The 20,002-nt window shown below is 70.0% G+C and carries 16 protein-coding genes; 10 read left to right on the top strand and 6 right to left on the bottom strand.

Annotated features, from left to right (window positions below; all coding sequences use genetic code 11):
* The first annotated feature begins 89 nt into the window (after positions 1 to 89).
* From AC0HI0_RS28075 to AC0HI0_RS28060, 4 genes are all read left to right on the top strand, one after another.
* Positions 90 to 2,369: a GH92 family glycosyl hydrolase gene (locus tag AC0HI0_RS28075; RefSeq protein WP_480926497.1), complete on the top strand. Its 2,280-nt coding sequence runs from the start codon at positions 90 to 92 to the stop codon at positions 2,367 to 2,369.
* A 423-nt stretch (positions 2,370 to 2,792) separates the two neighbouring features.
* A complete protein-coding gene (locus AC0HI0_RS28070; RefSeq protein WP_480926496.1) occupies positions 2,793 to 3,707 on the top strand; it encodes an ABC transporter ATP-binding protein in 915 nt (304 codons plus the stop codon).
* Positions 3,704 to 4,747, top strand: coding sequence for an ABC transporter permease (locus tag AC0HI0_RS28065; protein WP_480926495.1), 1,044 nt, complete (start codon positions 3,704 to 3,706; stop codon positions 4,745 to 4,747). The genes AC0HI0_RS28070 and AC0HI0_RS28065 overlap by 4 nt, the downstream gene beginning before the upstream one ends.
* A gap of 373 nt (positions 4,748 to 5,120) precedes the next feature.
* The gene (locus tag AC0HI0_RS28060) at positions 5,121 to 5,426 is read left to right on the top strand and encodes a DUF3817 domain-containing protein (protein WP_480926494.1); all 306 of its coding nucleotides are present in this window, start codon (positions 5,121 to 5,123) and stop codon (positions 5,424 to 5,426) included.
* Positions 5,427 to 5,489: 63 nt separating this feature from the next.
* On the opposite strand, the gene AC0HI0_RS28055 is transcribed toward AC0HI0_RS28060, so the two are convergent.
* Together AC0HI0_RS28055 and AC0HI0_RS28050 are read right to left on the bottom strand one after the other, a co-directional pair.
* On the bottom strand, positions 5,490 to 6,521 hold the full coding sequence (locus AC0HI0_RS28055; RefSeq protein WP_480926493.1) for a phosphotransferase: 1,032 nt from the start codon (positions 6,519 to 6,521) through the stop codon (positions 5,490 to 5,492).
* Between the two features lie 87 nt (positions 6,522 to 6,608).
* Entirely contained in the window at positions 6,609 to 7,112 is a 504-nt protein-coding gene (locus AC0HI0_RS28050; protein WP_480926492.1) for a MarR family winged helix-turn-helix transcriptional regulator, read from the bottom strand.
* 43 nt (positions 7,113 to 7,155) lie between these two features.
* On the opposite strand from AC0HI0_RS28050, the gene AC0HI0_RS28045 reads away from it, so the two are divergent.
* The 3 genes from AC0HI0_RS28045 to AC0HI0_RS28035 all read left to right on the top strand — a co-directional run bounded on the left by AC0HI0_RS28045 (position 7,156) and on the right by AC0HI0_RS28035 (position 9,453).
* Positions 7,156 to 7,461 (top strand): MTH1187 family thiamine-binding protein, encoded by a 306-nt coding sequence (locus AC0HI0_RS28045; RefSeq protein WP_480926491.1) that lies wholly within the window; start codon positions 7,156 to 7,158, stop codon positions 7,459 to 7,461.
* A 110-nt stretch (positions 7,462 to 7,571) separates the two neighbouring features.
* A complete protein-coding gene (locus AC0HI0_RS28040; protein ID WP_480926490.1) occupies positions 7,572 to 8,426 on the top strand; it encodes an SCO6745 family protein in 855 nt (284 codons plus the stop codon).
* Between the two features lie 58 nt (positions 8,427 to 8,484).
* Entirely contained in the window at positions 8,485 to 9,453 is a 969-nt protein-coding gene (locus tag AC0HI0_RS28035; protein WP_480926489.1) for a tetratricopeptide repeat protein, read from the top strand.
* Between the two features lie 340 nt (positions 9,454 to 9,793).
* Here the strand turns inward: AC0HI0_RS28035 and AC0HI0_RS28030 are convergent, their stop codons facing one another.
* Together AC0HI0_RS28030 and AC0HI0_RS28025 are read right to left on the bottom strand one after the other, a co-directional pair.
* Positions 9,794 to 11,233 carry a neutral zinc metallopeptidase gene (locus tag AC0HI0_RS28030; RefSeq protein WP_480926488.1) on the bottom strand — a complete coding sequence of 480 codons (1,440 nt, stop codon included), beginning with the start codon at positions 11,231 to 11,233 and terminating at the stop codon, positions 9,794 to 9,796.
* A 71-nt stretch (positions 11,234 to 11,304) separates the two neighbouring features.
* Positions 11,305 to 12,690, bottom strand: a complete 1,386-nt coding sequence (locus AC0HI0_RS28025) for a neutral zinc metallopeptidase (RefSeq protein ID WP_480926487.1) — start codon at positions 12,688 to 12,690, stop codon at positions 11,305 to 11,307.
* A gap of 337 nt (positions 12,691 to 13,027) precedes the next feature.
* On the opposite strand from AC0HI0_RS28025, the gene AC0HI0_RS28020 reads away from it, so the two are divergent.
* The 3 genes from AC0HI0_RS28020 to AC0HI0_RS28010 are packed head-to-tail and all read left to right on the top strand — an operon-like array spanning position 13,028 to position 16,532.
* Positions 13,028 to 14,590 (top strand): discoidin domain-containing protein, encoded by a 1,563-nt coding sequence (locus AC0HI0_RS28020; protein WP_480926486.1) that lies wholly within the window; start codon positions 13,028 to 13,030, stop codon positions 14,588 to 14,590.
* Entirely contained in the window at positions 14,590 to 15,780 is a 1,191-nt protein-coding gene (locus tag AC0HI0_RS28015; protein ID WP_480926485.1) for an MFS transporter, read from the top strand. The genes AC0HI0_RS28020 and AC0HI0_RS28015 overlap by 1 nt, the downstream gene beginning before the upstream one ends.
* A gap of 20 nt (positions 15,781 to 15,800) precedes the next feature.
* Complete coding sequence (locus tag AC0HI0_RS28010) at positions 15,801 to 16,532, top strand: TolB-like translocation protein (RefSeq protein WP_480926484.1); 732 nt, start codon at positions 15,801 to 15,803, stop codon at positions 16,530 to 16,532.
* On the opposite strand, the gene glgB is transcribed toward AC0HI0_RS28010, so the two are convergent.
* Complete coding sequence (gene glgB, locus AC0HI0_RS28005; RefSeq protein ID WP_480926483.1) at positions 16,519 to 18,666, bottom strand: 1,4-alpha-glucan branching protein GlgB; 2,148 nt, start codon at positions 18,664 to 18,666, stop codon at positions 16,519 to 16,521. The genes AC0HI0_RS28010 and glgB overlap by 14 nt on opposite strands.
* Positions 18,663 to 19,997 (bottom strand): maltokinase N-terminal cap-like domain-containing protein, encoded by a 1,335-nt coding sequence (locus AC0HI0_RS28000; RefSeq protein WP_480926482.1) that lies wholly within the window; start codon positions 19,995 to 19,997, stop codon positions 18,663 to 18,665. The genes glgB and AC0HI0_RS28000 overlap by 4 nt, the downstream gene beginning before the upstream one ends.
* Positions 19,998 to 20,002 lie beyond the last annotated feature (5 nt).

The following is a 20,002-nucleotide window of genomic DNA, read 5'->3' as shown; positions in this document are numbered from 1 at the left end:
GTGAAATCGACATTCCACGTCGACTGGCGGAGTTCCACTCCGGCCAATACGGTAACGCCGTGCTCCGGGCAACCCTGGTATTGCTGGTAATGGCCGCTATGGTGGTACCCGTGACGGCGAACGCGCAGACGGACCCGGTCGAGTCGGTGAACACGTTCATCGGCACGAAGGACGAGGGGAACACGTTCCCGGGCGCTTCCGCGCCGTTCGGAATGGCCCATTCGAGCCCTATCGGGTCGCATTACGCGGGTTGGCGCTACGACGATCCGGTGATCCGCGGGTTCGGTCACTTCTTCCTGTCCGGCGCGGGCTGCTGGGAACAGGGCGGCCTGGTCTCCATCCTGCCCACGACCGGGCTCCCGTCGACCTTCGACCACCGCCGCTACGGCGTCGGGTACGCGCACGAGGGCGAGATCGGCAAACCCGGCTACTACCGGGTGGGCCTGGCCTCCGGGATCACCGCGGAATCCACCGCCACCACCAGGACCGGCGTCGAGCGGTTCACCTTCCCCCCGAACACCACCCCGCACGTGCTCGTCAACGTGGGGCAGGCCAACGACAAGGAACCGGTCAGCGGCAGCAGCATCCGCGTCGTGAACGACCGGACCCTGGCCGGAACCGTGACCGCGCAGGCGTTCTGCGGCGGCAAGCCGTACACGACGTACTTCACCACGACGTTCGACCGCCCGTTCACCACGACCGGAAACTGGGGCGGTGAACAGGGCGGTGCGGGTCTGCGCGGCCAGTGGCTGACCTTCGCCGACGGCCCCGACCCCGGCCCCGTCACCGTCGCCACCGCCATCTCCCACGTCGACCCGGCGGGCGCGACGAAGAACCTGGTGGAGGCCCGCAACCGGACCTTCGACGAACTCCGGGACGCCGCGCAGGCGTTGTGGCGCACCGAGTTGGACTCGATCGAGATCGAGACGAACAACCCCACCGACCGCACGGTCTTCTACACCGCGCTCTACCACGTGCTCCTGCAACCGTTGACCGGCAACGACATCGACGGCAGGTACCGGGGCTTCGACGACAAGGTGCACACCGCCCAGGGCTGGACGTACTACGAGTACTTCTCGCTGTGGGACACCTACCGGGCGCACAACCAGTTGCTGGCCCTCCTCCGCCCCGACCGGGCCCGGGACGTCGCCAGGTCCGTGCTGACCATCCACGACCAGGGCGGCTGGCTGCCGAGGTGGGCGTACGCCAACCAGGAGACCAACACGATGACCGGCGACCCGGTCACCCCGTTCCTGGTGGACCTGTGGCGCTTCGGTGCCCTGGAGGGCCTGACGGACAGGGCTTACGACGCCCTGCTCCAGAACGCCACCCGGGTCCCCGACCCGAAATCACCGTTCGAGGGCCGGGTGGGCAACCCGTCGTACCTCAAGGACGGCTACGTCCAGTACGACAAGAACTTCCCCAAGAAGGGACAGGACGTGGACCCGCAGCACGGCGCGTCCGCGACCCTCGAATACGCGCTGGCCGACTGCGCGCTCTCCATCATGGCCGCATCGCTGGGCCACCGCGAGGACGCCGAAACCCTCCGCAACCGCGCCCGGAACTACCGGGTCCTGTGGGACAGGACGGTCACCGACCGGGGCTTCACGGGCTTCCCCCGCCCCAGGACGGCGGACGGCCGCTGGCTGACCCCGTTCACCCCGCAGGGCCAGGACGGTTTCCACGAGGGCACCGCGTGGCAGTACCAGTGGCTGGCCCACCACGACGTGCCGGGCCTGGTGGAACTCCTGGGAGGCAAGGAGAAGGCCACCGCCCGGCTGGACGACTTCTTCGCCTACCCGGACCTGGTGGCCGACCCGGCCAAAACGGTCCGCGAGAAGTGGGTGGTGGGTCCGTACGACTACTACAACCAGTTCCGCTACAACCCCAACAACGAACCGGACCTGCACGCCCCGTGGATGTACGCCCTGATGGGGCAGCCGTGGAAGACCTCGGCCGTCAACCGGGCCGCGCAGACCCTGTTCGTGGACGGCCCCAACGGCGTGACGGGCAACGACGACCTGGGCACGATGTCCGCCTGGTACGTCTTCAGCGCCCTGGGCCTCTACCCGGCAGTGCCCGGCACCGGCCAGTTCATCCTGCACACCCCGAGGTACACCAGGTCGGTGATCCACCGGCAGAACGGCAACCCGATCACCATCACCGCAGACCAGGCGGACCCCACCAGGCTCCAGTACATCAAGTCCGCCCAACTCGACCACGTCCGCCACGACAAGGTCTGGGTGGACCACCAATCCCTGACCGGCGGGGCCAACCTGAACTACACCCTCACCACCACGCCCGCAGAAGCGACCTGGGCCACCAACCCGGACAGCGCCCCACCCTCCCCCTGCGCCCAGCACCCCTGACCCCCGGCCCCTCCGGCCCCTGCCCCCCGATCCCAAGTCCCAAGTCCCAGATCCCTCAGCCCCAAGTCCCAGATCCCAGATCCCTGCGGGCAAACAACAATTCGCCCACAGGGCTCATCCACAACGGTCCACAAGGCTCCACAACACTTCCCCGCAAGCCCGCAAGCCCGCAAGCCCGCAAGCCCGCAAGCCCGCAAGCCCGCAAGCCCGCAAGCCAAGATTGCAAACCAACACCCCGCCACGGGCAGAGCTGGGATCACCCGACCGTCAACAGTCAACCGTCTCACCGTGCGCGGGCAGTCGAATGCACAGCGCAACTGCCACAGACGACAAAATATTGTACTTGTTGAGCTTTGGTCACTTTCCTCACACGTATGGCCGAGTTCGCCTGCCGTCCGCTCACCGACGGTCTACGTTCCAGCCATGACAGGGGCACGCATACCAGCCGTGGTGGTCGCGGACATCCGCAAGCACTACGGCGACTTGAAAGCGGTGGACGGAGTCTCGTTCACCGTCGCCGAGGGGGAGTTCTTCGGCATCCTCGGGCCGAACGGGGCGGGCAAGACCACGACCCTGGAAATCGTCGAGGGCCTGCGCAAGTCCGACGCCGGATCGGTCACGTTGCTCGGTGAGAACCCGTGGCCGCGCAACCCCAAGCTGCTGCCCAGGATCGGCGTGCAGCTGCAGGCGTCCAGCTTCTTCGAGAAGCTCACCGCGAAGGAGCAGTTGCAGACGTTCGGCTCGCTCTACGGCGTCACCGCCAAGAAGGCCGACGAGATGCTGGAACTGGTCGGCCTCTCGGACAAGGCCGACGTGCAGGAGAACAAGCTGTCCGGCGGCCAGCGGCAGCGGCTGTCCATCGCGTGCGCGTTGGTGCACGACCCGGACATCGTGTTCCTGGACGAGCCCACGGCCGCGCTCGACCCGCAGGCCCGGCGCAACCTCTGGGACGTGCTGCGCGCGATCCAGGCGCGCGGCAAGACCATCGTCTACACCACCCACTACCTGGACGAAGCAGAGATCCTCTGCGACCGCGTCGCGATCATGGACAAGGGCCGGATCCTCGCCATGGACGCGCCGGCCACCCTGGTCCGGGGCCTCGACGCGCCCACCCACGTCATCCTCCAGAAAGGCGTGCTCTCCCCGGCCGACGCGAAGGCCATCCAGGGGGTCGAGAACGCCCAGGAGGACGAGGTCTCGCTGACCATCTCCACCCGCAAGCCCGCACCCGTGCTGTCCGCGCTGGCGGAACGCGGCACCCTCGACGGCCTACAAGTGCGCACGGCCACGTTGGAGGACGTGTTCCTCAACCTGACCGGACGGGAGTACCGCGCATGACCGCGTTCAAGAGCCTGTCGGTCGCCATGATCAAGGGCTTCCTCCGCGACAAGATGACGCTGTTCTTCGTCTTCATCTTCCCGTTGATGTTCCTGGTCGTCTTCGGCCTCCTGTTCCGCGACGCGGGTGACGAGAAGACCAAGATTGCCGTGGTCGGCGACGGCCCGGTCATCACCGCGCTGGACAAGACCGGCGTGCTGGAGCTGGAGAAGTACGACAACGTCGACACCGCGCGGCAGAAGGTCCAGGACGGCGACCTGCCGGCCGTCGTCGCGGTCGACGGCAACGACATCCAGCTGACCTTCGCCGCCAGCGACCAGGTCAAGGCGCAGACCGTCCTCGGCATCGTGTCCGGCGTCGTGGACAAGGTCAACGTGGCCGCCACCAACACGCCGCCCACGTACAAGTTCGACGCGCAACCGATCGAGGACGCCTCGCTCAAGCCGATCCAGTACCTGACCCCCGGCATCCTGTCGTGGGCGGTCTCGATCTCCGGCGTGTTCGGCGCGGCCCTGACCCTGGTCTCGTGGCGCAAGAAGCAGGTCCTGCGCCGGATCCGGCTGTCCCCGGTCGGCCCCACCGCCGTCCTCAGCTCCCGGATCCTGGTCAGCATCGGCACCGCCCTGGCCCAGGGCATCATGTTCGTGGCCGTGGCCCTGACCCCGTGGTTCGGCCTGCAACTCACCGGTCAGTGGTGGCTGGCACTGCCGCTGCTGGTCCTCGGCACGACGGCGTTCTTCGCGATCGGCATGCTCGTCGGAGCATTCTGCAAGACCGAGGAAGCGGCCAGCGGCGCGGCGAACATCATCATCATGCCGATGGCCTTCCTCTCCGGCACGTTCTTCCCGGTGGAGAACGCCCCGGGCTGGCTGCAGACCGTCTCGAAGATCTTCCCCCTGCGCCACATGAACGACGGGATGCTGGACGTCCTGGTCCGAGGCAAGGGCATCGAGGCCCTGATCATCCCGTCCGCCGTACTGATCGCATTCACCGTGGTGGTGGGCTTCATCGCCGCCAAGGTCTTCCGCTGGGAAGACTGACACCACAAAACGCGCGCACCGCGCACCAGCCCCGCCGCGTCGTGTCATCCCCGTATGGCCCGCGCGCAGCGAACCGCGCTTGAGTAGGGAGTGCAAGCACGCTTTTCGCTTGCGCTCCCTACTCAAGGGTGGTTGTCTCCGACCGGGCCGTACGGGGATGACACGACGCCCGCCCTTTCTTTTCGTCATCCTTGGCGGCTCGCCCGTCCGGCGAGGACTCTTTTTCTCTCTCTTCCACAAAAGCAACCCCGGCCGGCCAGTACGCTGCAACCCCCTCCGCAGCCTGAGCGGGCTCAACTACGAAGAGTGACCAGGAACAGGCAAAACGGACCCTGGGGCAAAGTGAGCCCCGTCACTCGCCACAATGGGTGACATGCTCTCCAGCCCCGTAGGTCGTTTCCGTCTCTTCGCGCTGGCCGAAGCCGTGTCCTGGGCCGGCCTGTTGATCGGGATGTTCGTCAAGTACGTGGTCGGCCCCGAGATCGGGGTGAAGATCTTCGGCCCGATCCACGGCCTGATCTTCGTCGGCTACGTCCTGGTCACCCTGATGCTGGCCAACCGCTGGGACCGCCGCACCACGTTCTGGGCGCTCCTCGCGAGCATCCCGCCGTTCGGCACGGTCTTCTTCGAGCGGTGGGCGCAGAAGAACGGGAAGCTCGCAGTCGCCTCATCAGCGTGACCCGACCGGCGCGCCCTAATCGGCGCGACCCAGCAGGCGCGACCCAACAGGCGCGACCCGAACCTAGAGGTCGGCAGCGAGCGACCGCGCCATCTCCAACTCGTGCTCGGGATCGCCGAGGTGGTACACCCGTTCGCTCTCCTCGATGGAGTCCAGGAACTCCTGGTACACCAACGCACCGACGAGGTGCGCCGCCGGCCGCGCGTGCCGGAGAGCCGCCAGTGGATCGCTCTCGGGCCGGTGCCGCAACCAGGCATCGGCCCAAACCCGCGCGATCCCGAGGTCGTCCCCGACGAACCCGATCAACCGCGCCGCGTCCAGCGCCGGGTGACCCCAGTGGGCGTCGCCCCAATCCAGGACCGTTCCCCCGGACCGCCAGTTGCCGGGGTGGAAATCGCCGTGCAGCAACGTGTCCGGCAGCCCGAACGACGGAACGTCCACATCGCGCACCCGCGCTTTCGCGGGCCCGGCCAACGCGGCCTGCACCGCCACCCACCGCGGCACGATGTCCGCGATCACCTCCGGTGACGGTCGCCAGCAGTCGATTCCCTCCGCGTCGCGCATCAGGACCCGTTGGGGCGCGCCGGCAACCACGTCCGGTACCAACTCCGGGTCCACCGCGCGGACCATCGAGATCACCGCGGACTCGTCGGCCATGAACGCCGGGATCTCCTTGGCCCAGAACGTCCCTGAGCCGGTTTCCAGCCTGTACAGGCAGGACAGGTTCCACGTCTTCACCTGAACCGCCCGCCGGACCTCGACGTGCTCGCCGGCCCACGCGACCAGCGCCGCCGGCCCACCGGGGCGCGCCCACGGCATCCTCAGCGGGTCGTCGGACAACACCGGGGGTTCCGAGGAGGACGACCAGGGAATCGCGGGACGGGAGGCGGCCTCGGTCAGGTAGGTCACCGTGCCGTCGCGCATCCGCGACCCGGTCGTGGACACGAGCCGGAGCACGCTGGTCGGCACTCCGAGCACTTCGTCCAAGTGCCGGACGACGGGTTCCACGTCGTTCCACCAAGGGCTGTCCACGGTGAACTCGACCGAACCCACGTACTCACCGTCGACGGTGACCAGCGCTACGACATCCCGCACGCCGTGCAGGGTCCCCCACGATCAGGGCCACGTCGAGCGGATTTGACCGCTGCGGCTCCCGCGCCGGCCGTCGCCCACGCCGCGGGCTCAGTCGGTGAAGTCCCCGACCGAACGACGCACCTTGGCCAGCAGGTCGGTGAGCTGCTCGGTCTGCCGGTCGGTGAGCCCGCGCAACCCGAACTCGACCTGCGTCACCGCTTCGGTCGCCGCCTCGCGCCGGGCGTGCCCGTCGGGCGTGATCTCGACCAACGTCGTGCGCCGGTCCGTGGGGTGCGGGTTGCGCCGGACCAGGCCGTCGGCTTCGAGCCGGTCCACGATGTTGGTCACGCTCGTCGGGTGCAACTGCAAGCGCTCGCCCATCACGCGCATCGGCAGGCTGCCGGTCCGCGCGAACGTCAGCAGCACCAGCGCTTCGAACCGGGCGAACGTGAGGCCGTGCGGCTTGAGGGCGGCGTCCACGGCCGACTGGATGATCTGCTGTACTCGCATGACGCTCGTGACCGCCGCCATCGCCGTCGACGGTCCGATCCGCTTCTCCCACAGCTCGGCGGCGCGCGCGATGGGGTCGAACGGCAGCGGTTGGGACGTCATGCGCCGAAGCTACCAGTGGGTACCCGGATACCAGGAGGCAACTGTGCTCGTCGCGTTCAGCGTCAGCCCGCTCGGCGGGGAGTCCGACAGCGTCGCGGAGGCCGTCGCGGCGGCGGTCCGGGTGGTTCGGGAGTCCGGGCTGCCCAACGAGACCAACGCGATGTTCACCCTGGTCGAGGGGGAGTGGGACGAGGTGATGGCGGTGGTGAAGAAGGCGACCGAGGTGGTCCAGCAGGTCGCCCCGCGCGTGGGGCTCGTGCTGAAGGCCGACATCCGGCCCGGGTTCACCGGGCAGCTCCGGGCGAAGGTGGAGCGCGTGGAGCAGCACCTGGCTTCGGGCGACGCCTGAGTCGACACGTAGTCCGAGACCGCTCAGGCGAGGGAGCCCCGGCGAGGGTAGCCCGGCGAGCGACGCAACCACGCTGGCGAGTAGTCGGACGTCCGACTACTTTGCTGACCATGGCACCCCGAGACCTGTGGCTGCGGTTCGAGACCTATCACGACGTCACCTACTTCACGCCCGAGTCCCGCGCCGTCACCGACGACCTGGGCTGCAAGGGCGGCTGGATGGGCTACTTCGGGATGCGCGCGGCCCCGCTGGGCGCGGCGGCACCGCAGACCGTGGCCGCGGCGTTCTACAGCTTCCACCCGAGGATGGCGGCCCGCGCGCTGCCGGACGCCTGGGAGGTCGCCTCACCGGAGCGCTTCCTGGACGCCCGGCTGCGCGGGGTGGACGCGGCCCTGAAGCGGATGCTGCCCTCCACGGAAATCGCCGAGATCGCGGAGGCCGCGCGGCTGGCGGCGGAGGCCGTCGAAGGCGCTTGGACGGCGGGGAGGGTCCTGGGCGCGGCCAACGCGGCCCTGAGGCTCCCGGACGAGCCTCACCTGGCGCTGTGGCAGGCGTGCACGACGCTGCGGGAGCTTCGCGGTGACGGGCACGTCGCGGCTCTGGTGGCGGCCGACTTGAGCCCGTGCGAAACGCTGGTGCTGTTCGGCGCGGACAAGGGGTTGGACGCCGCGTATCTGCGGGTGGCGCGGGGGTGGAGCGAACAGGAGTGGGCGTCGGCGGAGGCGTCCCTGTCGGCGCGGTCCCTCTTCGACGGCGGGCTCACCGACAGCGGGAAAACCCTGCGCGAGGAGATCGAGCGGCAGACCGATCAGGCCGCCGAGAACCCGTGGAAGGCGCTCGGACCTGCCAAGACGGACCGGTTCGCGGAGTTGATGACCCCGCTGGTGCTGGAGTTGGCGAAGAAGAACGACGCGATGAGGGTCAATCCGATGGCGATTGATCCGGTGCGCGACCTGACGATGTGACGTGACAACCTGGCCGGTCGCGCGCAATGCACTCCGGAGGTCGTGCCAGGATGGAACCGTGACAAGGCCAGACCCTCGCAAGACCGCAGCACTGTCCGCCGCGCTGTCCGGGGCGGTCGACCTCGGCGCGCTGAAGGCACGGGCCGACGCCGCCCGTCAGCGGTCCACCGCGCCGCCCGCATCGGCCGCGTCCGACGGTGGGCACAGTCACGGGCACAGCCCGTGGGTGCTCGACGTCACGGAGGCGACGTTCCAGTCCGTCGTCGAGCGCTCCCTGGACATCCCGGTCGTGGTCGAGTTGACCGCGACGTGGAGTCCCGAGGCGGAGCAGTTGTCCCCGATCCTGGAGCGGGCCGCGCGTGCCGGTGGCGGCGCGTGGATCCTGGCCCGCGTCGACCTCGACGCCAACCCCCGGGTGGGGCAGGCGTTCGGCGTGCAGTCGGTGCCGACGGTGGTCGCCCTGGCCGCCGGGCAGCCGGTGGACGCGTTCGCCCAGCCGTTGTCGGCCGACGAGTTCGACCAGTGGGTCAACCGGTTGCTGGACGCCCTGCGGGACCGCCTGCCGGGGATCAAGGCGGCCGAGGCGGCTGCCGGTGGCGAACCGGTGGAGGAGCCCGAGGACCCGCGGTTCGTGGCGGCCGAAGAGGCGTTCGAACGCGGTGAGTTCGACGTGGCCATCGCCGCCTACGAAGCCATCCTGTCCGCCGAGCCGGCGAACGCCGACGCGAAGGCCGCGTTGGCGCAGGTCCGGTTCACGGCACGGGCCGAGGGGCTCTCGCTGGACGCCGTGGCCGCTGCCGACGCGGCACCCGATGACGTCGACGCGCAGTTGGCCGCGGCTGACGTCGAGTTGGCCGGGCAGGAGGTCGAACGGGCGTTCGGGCGGTTGATCGACACCGTTCGGCGGGTGTTCGGGGAGGACCGGGACCGGGTTCGGGAGCACCTGGTCGGGTTGTTCGAGTTGTTCCCGGCGGATGACGATCGGGTGGCTCGGGCTCGGCGGGCGTTGGCTAGTGCGCTCTTTTAGGGGCTAAGAGCCTTTAAGAGCTAAAAGCGTCCTCGCCGGACGGGCTGGCCGCCAAGGATGACGAAAGAACGGGCGGGCGTCGTGTCATCCCCGCATGGCCTGGTCTGAGACAACCACCCTTGGGTGGGGAGCGCAAGCGAAAAGCGTGCTTGCGCTCCCCACCCAAGCGCGGTTCGCTGCGCGCAGGCCATACGGGGATGACACGACGCGGCGGGCTTAATGCGCGGTGCGCGCGTTTGTGGTGAGCGGGCGCGTTGTGGTGGAACGGCGTGTTGTGCGGTGAGCGGGCGCGTTTGTTGTGGAACGGCGCGTTGTGTGGTGAGAGTTGTCGTGGGCTTGGTCAGTCGGAGTATTTGCGGGTGCAGAGGCCGGAGCCGTCGTAGAAGCCGTCTCGGAAGGCTTCCACGCGGGCGAAGCCCGAGGGGACTACCTGGCCGTTGACGTCTGCGGCGATGAGGCTCTTGTCCGCCAGGAGTTCTGCCACGGCCTCGTCCAGGTCGCCCGAGGACAGGCGGAGGGTGGCCTTCGGCTGGGTGGTGGTGCCCGCCCAGGCTCCGGTCAGGCAGGCGGTTCGCAGGCCGGCCGCCGGGCCTTCCAGGGAGTAGCCCGTGGCCTTCTGGATGGACAGGGCGAAGCGGGAGGCGATTTCGGCGAAGGCGGCGAAGTCGCCGATTCCGCCCTTCTGGCCCCGTTTGGGCGGGGTGCCGATCTTGACCAGGTCGGCCAGGTCGACGGTGATCGTGTTGGTCGACGGGCAGTACGCGGCGGGACTGGTTTCCTGGGCGTTCGCGCAGGTCGCGTTGCCCGACTTGATCGTGGGCGGGGTCGCGCCGCTCTGGTTGTACGCGCTGCGGAGGCTCTCCTCCAGCAGGTCGAGGTAGCGCTTGTCGTCCACCTTCACGTTGCCCTTGCCCAGGCCGGTGTCGACGTCCTGGGCGTCGAACTTCTCCTGGGTGATCCGGGCCTTGATCTCCTGGTCGTCGATCTCCGCGCAGCGCTTGGGGTCGCCAGCGAAGCCGAACTGGAACGCGGCCACGCGGTCGAACGCGCTGCCGTGGGCACCTTGCTTCTCGGCCGACGTGCCGGCTGCGTCGCGGATGAAGAACATCGTGGCCAGGATCTGGTTCAGGCCGGGGCCGGTGGAGATGCGGAAGTGCTTGGACTTGCCCTCCGCCACCCAGCGGAAGAAATTGCCGGCGTAGCAGTCGGCCTGCTGTTCCTTGATGATCGACGGGGTCGCCTGGGTGACGCCGCTGTCCGGGCCGAGCTTGTACTGCACGGCGTGGCCCATCTCGTGGGCCAGGACCGTGACCACCGCCATCGGGCCGAAGGAGTCGTCCAGCATGGGGAGCAGTTCGCCCCGGTCCCAGGCGATGCTGTCGTCCAGGGAGCAGTAGAAGGCGTTGGCCACGCCCTTGGTGTTGGTCCGGCAGATCTCGATGCCGGTGCCGTTGGAGTCGTACGAGACCAGGCGCTTGACCGGCTCGAACTTCTTGCCGGCGAAGTTCTTGGGCAACTGCTCCGCCCAGTACTCCTCGACGTCGGCCAGGGTGTTGATGGCCAGGCGGTCCATCTCGCCGCCGTCGCCGTTCTCCACCCGCAGGTCCGCGTCCGGCACGCCGGGCTTGGGGCCGCTCTCACCGGTCGTGATGTCCAGGCCCGACACCTTGGACACGTCCGGCTTCACCGCTCGTGCCGAGCCGTGCACGGCCTGTGAGCAGCCTGCGGTCAACGCTGCGACCGCGACCAGCGCCGCGGCCGTGAACACCCGTCGAGCCATGCCCAAGCCCCATCCCGATCAGTGCGGTCCGTGCGCACACTACTTGTCCGGCGCGGGCCGGGTGGCCGGAACTACCCGAGCCCGCAGGCGCTGTCGCCGACGAACACACCGCTGCGGAACACGTCGACCCGCTTGAAGCCGGGAGCCACGGACGTCGTGCCGGACCCGTCGCGGGCCGCGTAGTCGTACGCCAGCAGCACCTTCACCGCCTCGTCCAGGTCGCCGGGGGACAGGCCGAAGCCCTGCTGCCGGGTGAAGACCTCGCGGGTGTAGGCACCGGCCAGGCACAGCGCGCCGGCCGCCGCCTCGTCGCCGTCGGTCTTCACGCCGACGGCCGCGCGCGCCGCCATGCCGTACCGGGACGCCAGCAGGATACCGGTCGCGTAGTCGCCGATCTTGGCGTGCAGCTCGGGCAGCTTCTTGGCGACCTCGATCTCCACCGACCTGTCCTTCGGGCAGAACGCCACCGGGCCCTGGTCGCCGGAGCAGTCCGGTTCCGCCTGGGTGGGCGTGGTCTTGGGCGGCGTCCACGTCTTGCCCTTGGCCGTGACCAGCGCCTTGTAGTAGCTGTCCAGGTCCGGCGTGATGGCGTTGAGCATCTCGTCGAAGGGCAGGTTGCCGCCCCGGTCGCGGTCGTCGACGCTGGTGAACGCCTGCTGGGTGAACTTGCGGGTCTGCACGGTCATCGCGGCGCAGAACTTGGTGCCCTCCTGGTACCCGTCCTGGAACGCCGAGACGCGGTCGAACGCGTTGCCGTGCGCGGACTTGTCGTTGGGGGAGGTGCCCACCGGGTCGCGGAACGAGATCAGCGCGCCGAGCGCCGAGTCCAGGGTGTCCGTGCCGATGTCGAGGTGCTCGGACTTGCCGTCGTTGACCCACTTGATGAAGCTGCCGGCGAAGCAGTCGGCCATCGCCTCGGTGAGGATGGTCGGGTACTTCTCCGGGTTCTTGCGCTCGGCCTCGGGCGTGATGCCGATCCGGCGCTGCACGGCGTGGCCCATCTCGTGCGCCAGGACGATCACCACGGCGGCGTCGCCGTAGCCGTCGCGCAGCACCGGCAGCAGGGCGGCGCGGTCCCACGCGATGGCGTCGGCGGTGGGGCAGTAGAACGCGTTGCCCTCGACGTCGCTGGCCTTCTCGGTGCACGGCGGCGGCTTGGCGGCCGGGTCCGACGTGTCGACCGAGTAGACGCCGCCCTCGATGGGCCGCCACTTCTCGCCGAACGTGCTCGGGAACGTCTGCTCCCAGAACTGGTCGATGTCGGTGATCGCGGTCGCGCCCAGGCGGTCGATGTCGCCGCCGTCGGTGCCCTTGATGAAGCTCGGGTCGACGCCGTCCTTGGCCACCACCTTGCCCGCCACCGGGCGCCCGGCGACGGACTGGGTGCACGCCGACGCGACCAGCGCCGTCGAAACCACCGCTACCAGCAGGATCAGCCGAGCCGATGCGTGCCGCATCGGACCATTGTGCAGTCTTTCGACCCCTGTGGGGGTGTTCTCGGCAGTTCGGGCGTGAGGTGAGGACGGCTCGGGTGGTCCGGAGGGGTGGGGAGGGGTGGGGAAGGGGTGGGAGTCGGAGAGGGGCGGGTGGGGGAATCGGGGGTGTCGGGGGGTTGAACGTTCGGTTGTCGGGTGGGGTGTCCACGTGGGAGGCCGAGGTCGGCGCGGTGTCGGAGCGCGTACGGGTGGTGGCCGACCGTTGACTCCGGTGCGGGGCTGGGGTTAACCTGCCAATTGTAAACAATCTTTACTATTCTGCTCCCGAGCCGCCGCCCCGGACCGTGAGGAGAACACCGTGCGCCGTGTCGCCCCGTTGGCGTCGGCGGCTGTGCTCTTGTTGCTCGCACAGCCGCTGACCGCCGCCAGCGCACCCGCCGATTCCCTGCTATCCCAAGGCCGACCGGTCACCGCGTCGTCGGTCGAGGACTCCACCCTGGCCGGGCAGTACGCCGTGGACGGCCGGACCGACACCCGCTGGGCCAGCGCGCCCGGCATCGACCCCCAGTGGCTCGCCGTCGACCTCGGCGGCACTTCCGAGGTGCACCAGGTCATCGTGCGCTGGGAAGCCGCGTACGCCACCAAGTACAAGGTCCAGATCTCCGCCAACGGCTCCGCGTGGACCGACCTGAGCAGCCGCACCGCGGGTGACGGGGAGTCCGACACCCACGCCGGGCTCCAGGGCACCGGCCGCTACCTGCGGGTCCTGGGCACGGCTCGGGCCACCAGCTACGGCTACTCGATCTTCGAGCTGGAGGTCTACGGGGTGCGCGGCGGTGGCGACACCGTCGCGCCGAGCATCCCCGCCGGCCTCCGGGTGACCGGGACGACGGCGACCAGCGCGTCGCTCGCCTGGACGGCGGCCACCGACAACGTCGGCGTCACCGGGTACGACGTGCTGCGCGACGGTGTCGTGGTCGGCACCGCGAACAGCACCTCGTACACCGACGAAGGTCTTGCCCAGAGCACGGGCTACGACTACACCGTCCGCGCCCGTGACGCCGCAGGCAACTCCTCGGCGTCGAGCAACCAGGTCCGCGCCACCACGGGCGCGGGGTCCGGGTCGTTCGTGATCGCGGCAGCGGGCGACATCGCCGAGCAGTGCACGGCGAGCAGTTCGTCCTGCGTGCACCCGAAGACCGCGAAGCTGGTCGAGCAGATGAACCCGGTGGCGGTGATCACCATGGGGGACAACCAGTACGACGACGCCCACCTGTCGGACTTCCAGAACTACTACGACAAGACGTGGGGCAAGTTCAAGGCCAAGACCAAGCCGATCCCGGGCAACCACGAGACCTACGACAGCCCGCCGCTGTCCGGGTACAAGACCTACTTCGGCCCGATCGCCACTCCGCAGGGCAAGACCTACTACTCCTGGGAACAGGGCAACTGGCACTTCGTCGCGCTGGACTCCAACGAGCCGAGCAAGGCGGGCTCCCCGCAGGTCGAGTGGCTCAAGCAGGATCTCGCGAACAACCGCAAGGGCTGCGTCGCCGCGTACTTCCACCACCCCCGGTGGAGTTCCGGTGAGCACGGCAACAACACCAGCAGCGCCACGCTGTGGGAGACCCTGGTCGCCGACAAGACCGACCTGGTGCTGGCCGGGCACGACCACCACTACGAGCGCTTCAAGCCGTTGAACGCCGCCGGGAAGGCCGATCCGAACGGCACCCGCTCGGTGATCGGCGGCGGTGGCGGCGCGTCGCTGTACAAGGTGTCCGCGAACCCCGCGATCACCGAGTTCGCCAAGTCGGTCCACGGCGTGCTCAAGCTGACCTTGACTGACAGCACCTACTCCTGGCAGTACCTGGGCCTGGACGGGAAGCCGGTCGACAGCACGCCGACCTACAACTGCCACTGATGTACCTCGCGACCGCACGTCAGGCGCCGGAGGGCGCCCGGGGCGGGGGCCGGGTGGCGGGCAACGTGCTCGCCCTCGGCCTGGTCAGCCTCGTCACCGACATCTCCTCGGAGATGGTCACCGCGGTGCTGCCGCTCTACTTCGTGGTCGCGCTCGGGTTGAGCCCGCTCCTGTTCGGCGTGCTGGACGGGCTCTACTCCGGGGTGACGGCCGTGGTCCGGCTGCTCGGCGGGCACGTCGCCGACCGGTTCCAGCGGCGCAAGGCCGTGGCGCTGGCCGGCTACGGCCTGTCGGCGGCGGCGAAGATCGGGTTCCTGGTGGTCTCCTCGCCGGTCGCGCTGGGCGGTGTGCTCGCCGTGGACCGGACCGGCAAGGGGCTGCGGACCGCGCCGCGCGACGCGCTGATCTCGTTGAGCAGCCCGGCCGACGGGCTCGGTCGGGCGTTCGGCGTGCACCGCGCGATGGACACGGTCGGTGCGTTCATCGGGCCGCTGGCGGCGATGTTCGTGCTGTGGGCGAGCCTGGGCTCGTACGACGCGGTGTTCGTCACGAGCTTCTGCTTCGCCGTGCTCGGCGTGGTGCTGCTCGCCCTGCTGGTGCGCGACCGGCAGTCGCCGGCGGCCGCCCGCCCCGGGCTGAAGTCGTTGTGGACCAGGCAGTTCCGCCGGGTCGTCGGGTGGGCCGCGCTGCTCGGCGCGGTCGCCGTCGGCGACGGGTTCCTCTACCTGCTGCTGCAACAGCAACTCCGGCTGGACGCGGTGCACTTCCCGCTGCTGGCCCTGGGCACGGCGGCGGTCTACCTGCTGCTGGCCGTGCCGCTGGGCCGGCTCGCGGACCGGGTGGGCCGGTGGCCGGTGTTCCTCGCCGGGCACGTGGCGCTGGCGGCGGCCTTCGGGCTGCTGCTCACGCCGTACGTCAACGTGTTCGTCGTGCTCGCGCTGCACGGCCTGTTCTACGCCGCCACGGACGGCGTGCTGCCGGCCGCCGCCGGCCCGATGCTGCCCGCCGCGCTGCGCACCAGCGGCCTGGCGGTGCTGCAAACCGGGCAGGCGTTGGCGAAACTCGTTTCCTCTGTCCTCTTTGGAGCGATGTGGACGATCTGGGGAGTGTCGACCGCGCTGACCGTGTCGCTGAGCGCGCTGGCCGCCGTCCTGGTTGGCGCGGCGGTGTTGCGGCCGCTGTCGTCCTGATCCTGGCGGCGACCGGGTACGTGCTCTACGCGCGCGGCCACGCCGTGGGCGCGTCGGAGGCGTGCAACCGGCGGTCGGCGGCGTCGGGCACCTCGGCGTGCCTGCGGGCGCTGCCCGGCCTGCCGCCGGTGGTGGAGCTGGTGGTGACCGCCGCCGGCCGGGAGACCCGGCACGAGATTCCGGGCATCCCGAGCCGGCTCCAGGTGTCGCCGAGCGGGCGGATGGTGTCGTTCACCGTCTTCGTGTCCGGCGACTCCTACAACACGGCCGGGTTCTCCACCCGGACCGGCATCTTCGACACCTCGAACGACGAGCTGCGCAAGTCGATCGAGGACATCCCACTGACCGTGGACGGCAAGCGGTACTTCGCGCCGGACCTGAACTTCTGGGGCGTCACGTTCACCGCCGACGACAGCACGTTCTACGCCACCGCGGCGAGCCGCGGCCGCACCCACCTGATCCGCGCGGACTACCGGGTGTGGGAGGCGGAGGCGTTGCGGGACAACGTGGAGTGCCCGTCGCTGTCCCCGGACGGCACCCGGCTGGCGTTCAAGAAGAAGGTGGAGCCGGGACCGTGGCGGCTGCACGTGCTGGACCTGGCGACCATGGCGGAGACGCCGCTGGCCGAGACCCGCAGCGTCGACGACCAGGCCGTGTGGCCGGCCGCCGACACCGTGGGCTACGGCCTGGCGGGCGAGCGGTGGACCGTGCCCGCCGACGGCTCGGGCACGCCGGAGGTCACTCGGGGATGAGCCAGAGCACGCCGGCCGGCGGGAGCTGCAGCACCGCCGACGCCGGCCGGCCGTGCCACGGCTCCTCCTCCGCCACCACGCCGCCGAGGTTGCCAACCCCGGAACCGCCGTAGCCGACCGAGTCGGTGTTCACCGCCTCGCGCCAGCGGCCCGCCGAGGGCAGGCCCACCCGGTAGTCGTGGTGGGGCGTGCCGGCGAAGTTCGCCACGCACGCCAGCACCGAGCCGTCCTCGCCGACCCGCAGGAAGCTCAGCACGTTGCCCGCCGAGTCGTTCGCGTCGATCCACGAGAAGCCCTCGGGCTTGCCGTCCGCGCTGTAGAGCGCCGGGCTGTCCTTGTAGATCCCGTTCAGGTCGGCGACCAGCGACCGGATGCCCTCGTGCAGCGGCGACTCCAGCAGGTGCCAGTCCAGCGAGCGCGACTCCGACCACTCGCCCTGCTGGCCGAACTCGCCGCCCATGAACAGCAGCTGCTTGCCGGGGTGCGCCCACATGAACGCCAGCAACGAGCGCAGGCCCGCGGCCTTGTTCCAGTCGTCGCCGGGCATCCGCTGCCACAGCGAGCCCTTGCCGTGCACCACCTCGTCGTGCGAGAGCGGCAGCACGAAGTTCTCGCTCCACGCGTACACCAGCGAGAAGGTGATCTCGTTGTGGTGGAACGACCGGTGCACCGGCTCGCGCGACAGGTAGTGCAGCGTGTCGTGCATCCAGCCCATGTTCCACTTGAACCCGAACCCGAGGCCGCCCAGGTGGGTCGGCCGGGTCACGCCGGGCCACGCGGTCGACTCCTCGGCCACCATCACCACGCCGGGGTGTCGCTTGTAGACGGTCGCGTTCAGCTCCTGGAGGAACCGCACGGCGTCCAGGTTCTCCCGGCCGCCGTACTGGTTGGGCAGCCACTGGCCCTCTTCGCGCGAGTAGTCCAGGTACAGCATCGAGGCCACCGCGTCGACCCGCAGGCCGTCGATGTGGAACTCCTCGATCCAGTACAGCGCGTTGGCGACCAGGAAGTTGCGCACCTCGTTGCGCCCGAAGTCGAACACCAGCGTGCCCCAGTCCGGGTGCTCGCCGCGGCGCGGGTCCTCGTGCTCGTACAGCGCGGTGCCGTCGAACCGGGCCAGCGCCCAGGAGTCCTTGGGGAAGTGCGCCGGCACCCAGTCCATGATCACGCCGATGCCCCGGCCGTGCAGCACGTCGACGAAGTGCCGGAAGTCGTCCGGCGAGCCGAACCGGGAGGTCGGCGCGTAGTACGAGGTGACCTGGTAGCCCCACGACCCGCCGAACGGGTGCTCGGCCACCGGCATCAGCTCGACGTGCGTGAACCCGGCGGCTTCGACGTACTCGGCCAGCTGGTCGGCCAGCTCCCGGTAGTCCAGCCCCGGCCGCCACGAGCCCAGGTGCACCTCGTAGACGCTCATCGGCGCGTTGATCCACACCGTGGCGTCGCGCCGCGCCTCCCACTCGGCGTCGTCCCAGGTGTGGGACGAGGCGGTCACCACCGACGCGGTCGCGGGCGGCGTCTCGGTGGCGAACGCCATCGGGTCGGCCTTCTCGTGCCAGCCGCCGTCCCGGCCCAGGATCCGGAACTTGTACCGGGTGCCCACCGGGATGCCGGGGACGAACACCTCCCACACGCCCGAGGAGCCCAGCGAGCGCAGCGGGGTCGCGCGGCCGTCCCAGCCGTCGAAGTCGCCGCACACCCGCACGCCGCGCGCGGTCGGCGCCCACACCGCGAACGACACGCCCGTCACCTCGCCGGCGGGCGTGTCGTAGGAGCGGACGTGCGCGCCGAGCACGTCCCACAGCCGCTCGTGGCGGCCCTCGCCGATCAGGTGCAGGTCCAGCTCGCCGACCGTGGGCAGCCACCGGTACGGGTCGTCGACCTCCACCGCCGAACCGCCGTAGACGACCTCCAGCCGGTAGTCGCCGGGGTGCTCGGGCAGCTCGCCCGCGAACAGGCCGTCCGCCACCCGGTCCAGTTCGAAGCGCTTGTCGCCGGCCAGCACGGACACCGCGGACGCGCCGGGCCGCAACGCCCGCGCCACCACCTCGCCGGAGGCCAGGTGGTGCACGCCGAGCACCGAGTGCGGGTCGTGGTGCGACCCCGAAAGCAGCCGGTCGACGTCCTCGGTCATCGTGCTCCCTCTCCAGTGATCCGGGCGATCGACGACAGCGGCACCGTCAACCACTCCGGCCGGTTCGCGTACTCGTAGGCGACCTCGTACACCGCCTTGTCCAGCTCGAACGCCCGCAGCAGGTGGCCACGCCCGCGCGGGTCGCCCACCGAGGACGCCGCCGCCTCCGCGTAGCCCTCGGTGAACGCCGCGCGGTTGCGCCGCGACCACTCCAGCGCCCGCACCGCGAGCTGGTGGTCCTCCGGCCGGCCGACGAGCAGCTGGTGGGCCGCGTAGTCGAAGGATCGCAGCATCCCGGCCACATCGCGCAGCGGCGAGCGCAGCGAGGTGCGCTCGGCGATCGGCGCGCCCGGCTCGCCCTCGAAGTCGATCAGCAGCCAGCCCTGCACGGTCCGCAGCACCTGGCCCAGGTGCAGGTCGCCGTGGATGTGCTGGATGGCGATCACGCCGGGGGTGTCCCGGGCCTGCTCGAACGCCGCCCGCAGCGCCGGCACGTAGGGTCGCAGCTCCGGCACCGCCTCGACCACCGAGTCCAGCCGGGTCACCATCGCGCGCACGGTCCGCTCGATGTCCTCGTCGTCGGCGTGCTGGGTGCCCAGCGCCCGTTCCAGGTCGCCGTGCACGGTGGCCACCGCCTGCCCGAGCCGCTGCGCCTCGCCCGCGAAGTCGCCGCCCACCTCGTCGGCGTGCAGGTCGCCCTCGGCCATCAGGTCGCGCACGCTGGTGGTGGCCATCGCCCAGCCGTCCACCGCGTCCGGCAGGAACTGCTGGAGCATCCCGACCGTGGTCGACTGGCCGTCCAGCGAGCCGGTGATCGAGCCCAGCGGCCGCGCGATGTGCTCGCAGCCCACCTCGTGCAGCGCGCGGTGCAGCACCAGGTCCGGGTTCTCGCCCAGGGTGAGCTTGCGGAACAGCTTGAGGATGTACTGGCTGCCGAACACCAGCGACGTGTTGCTCTGCTCGGACGTGATCGGCCGGCCGCGCAGGCCGGTCTGCAACGCCACGTCCGGCTCGTGCGCGAACACCAGGCCGTCGACCTTCGCGTTCTCCGCGATCAGGTCCAGCAGCCTGCCCGCCAGCTCCGGCTCGGCGGTCGCGTCGTAGTTCTCCGCCAGGTCGGTCACCAGCAGCTGGTAGGGCTCGCGCCGGTCCGGCTGCTCCACCTCCACCACCAGGTGCACCAGCACCGGATCGGTCGCGCTGAGCACGCACGTCCGGAGTGGACGGATGGCGGTGACGGGCCGGTCCTTGCCGCCGAACCACCGCTGCGCGGGCAGCCACGCGGGCAGTTCGGCCATCACCTTGTCGACCAGGTCGTGCGGTTCGGTCACCGGGT

The organism is Saccharothrix sp. NBAS 001 (assembly GCF_056640475.1).
Note: the sequence above shows the minus strand (reverse complement) of the source record. Positions and strands in the feature narration are given on the sequence as shown.

Coding starts and splice junctions, on each gene's coding strand:
- AC0HI0_RS28075 (WP_480926497.1), top strand. CDS start 90: ATGGCCGCTATGGTGGTACCCGTGACGGCGAACGCGCAGACGGACCCG.
- AC0HI0_RS28070 (WP_480926496.1), top strand. CDS start 2,793: ATGACAGGGGCACGCATACCAGCCGTGGTGGTCGCGGACATCCGCAAG.
- AC0HI0_RS28065 (WP_480926495.1), top strand. CDS start 3,704: ATGACCGCGTTCAAGAGCCTGTCGGTCGCCATGATCAAGGGCTTCCTC.
- AC0HI0_RS28060 (WP_480926494.1), top strand. CDS start 5,121: ATGCTCTCCAGCCCCGTAGGTCGTTTCCGTCTCTTCGCGCTGGCCGAA.
- AC0HI0_RS28050 (WP_480926492.1), bottom strand. CDS start 7,112: ATGACGTCCCAACCGCTGCCGTTCGACCCCATCGCGCGCGCCGCCGAG.
- AC0HI0_RS28040 (WP_480926490.1), top strand. CDS start 7,572: ATGGCACCCCGAGACCTGTGGCTGCGGTTCGAGACCTATCACGACGTC.
- AC0HI0_RS28030 (WP_480926488.1), bottom strand. CDS start 11,233: ATGGCTCGACGGGTGTTCACGGCCGCGGCGCTGGTCGCGGTCGCAGCG.
- AC0HI0_RS28025 (WP_480926487.1), bottom strand. CDS start 12,690: ATGCGGCACGCATCGGCTCGGCTGATCCTGCTGGTAGCGGTGGTTTCG.
- AC0HI0_RS28015 (WP_480926485.1), top strand. CDS start 14,590: ATGTACCTCGCGACCGCACGTCAGGCGCCGGAGGGCGCCCGGGGCGGG.
- glgB (WP_480926483.1), bottom strand. CDS start 18,666: ATGACCGAGGACGTCGACCGGCTGCTTTCGGGGTCGCACCACGACCCG.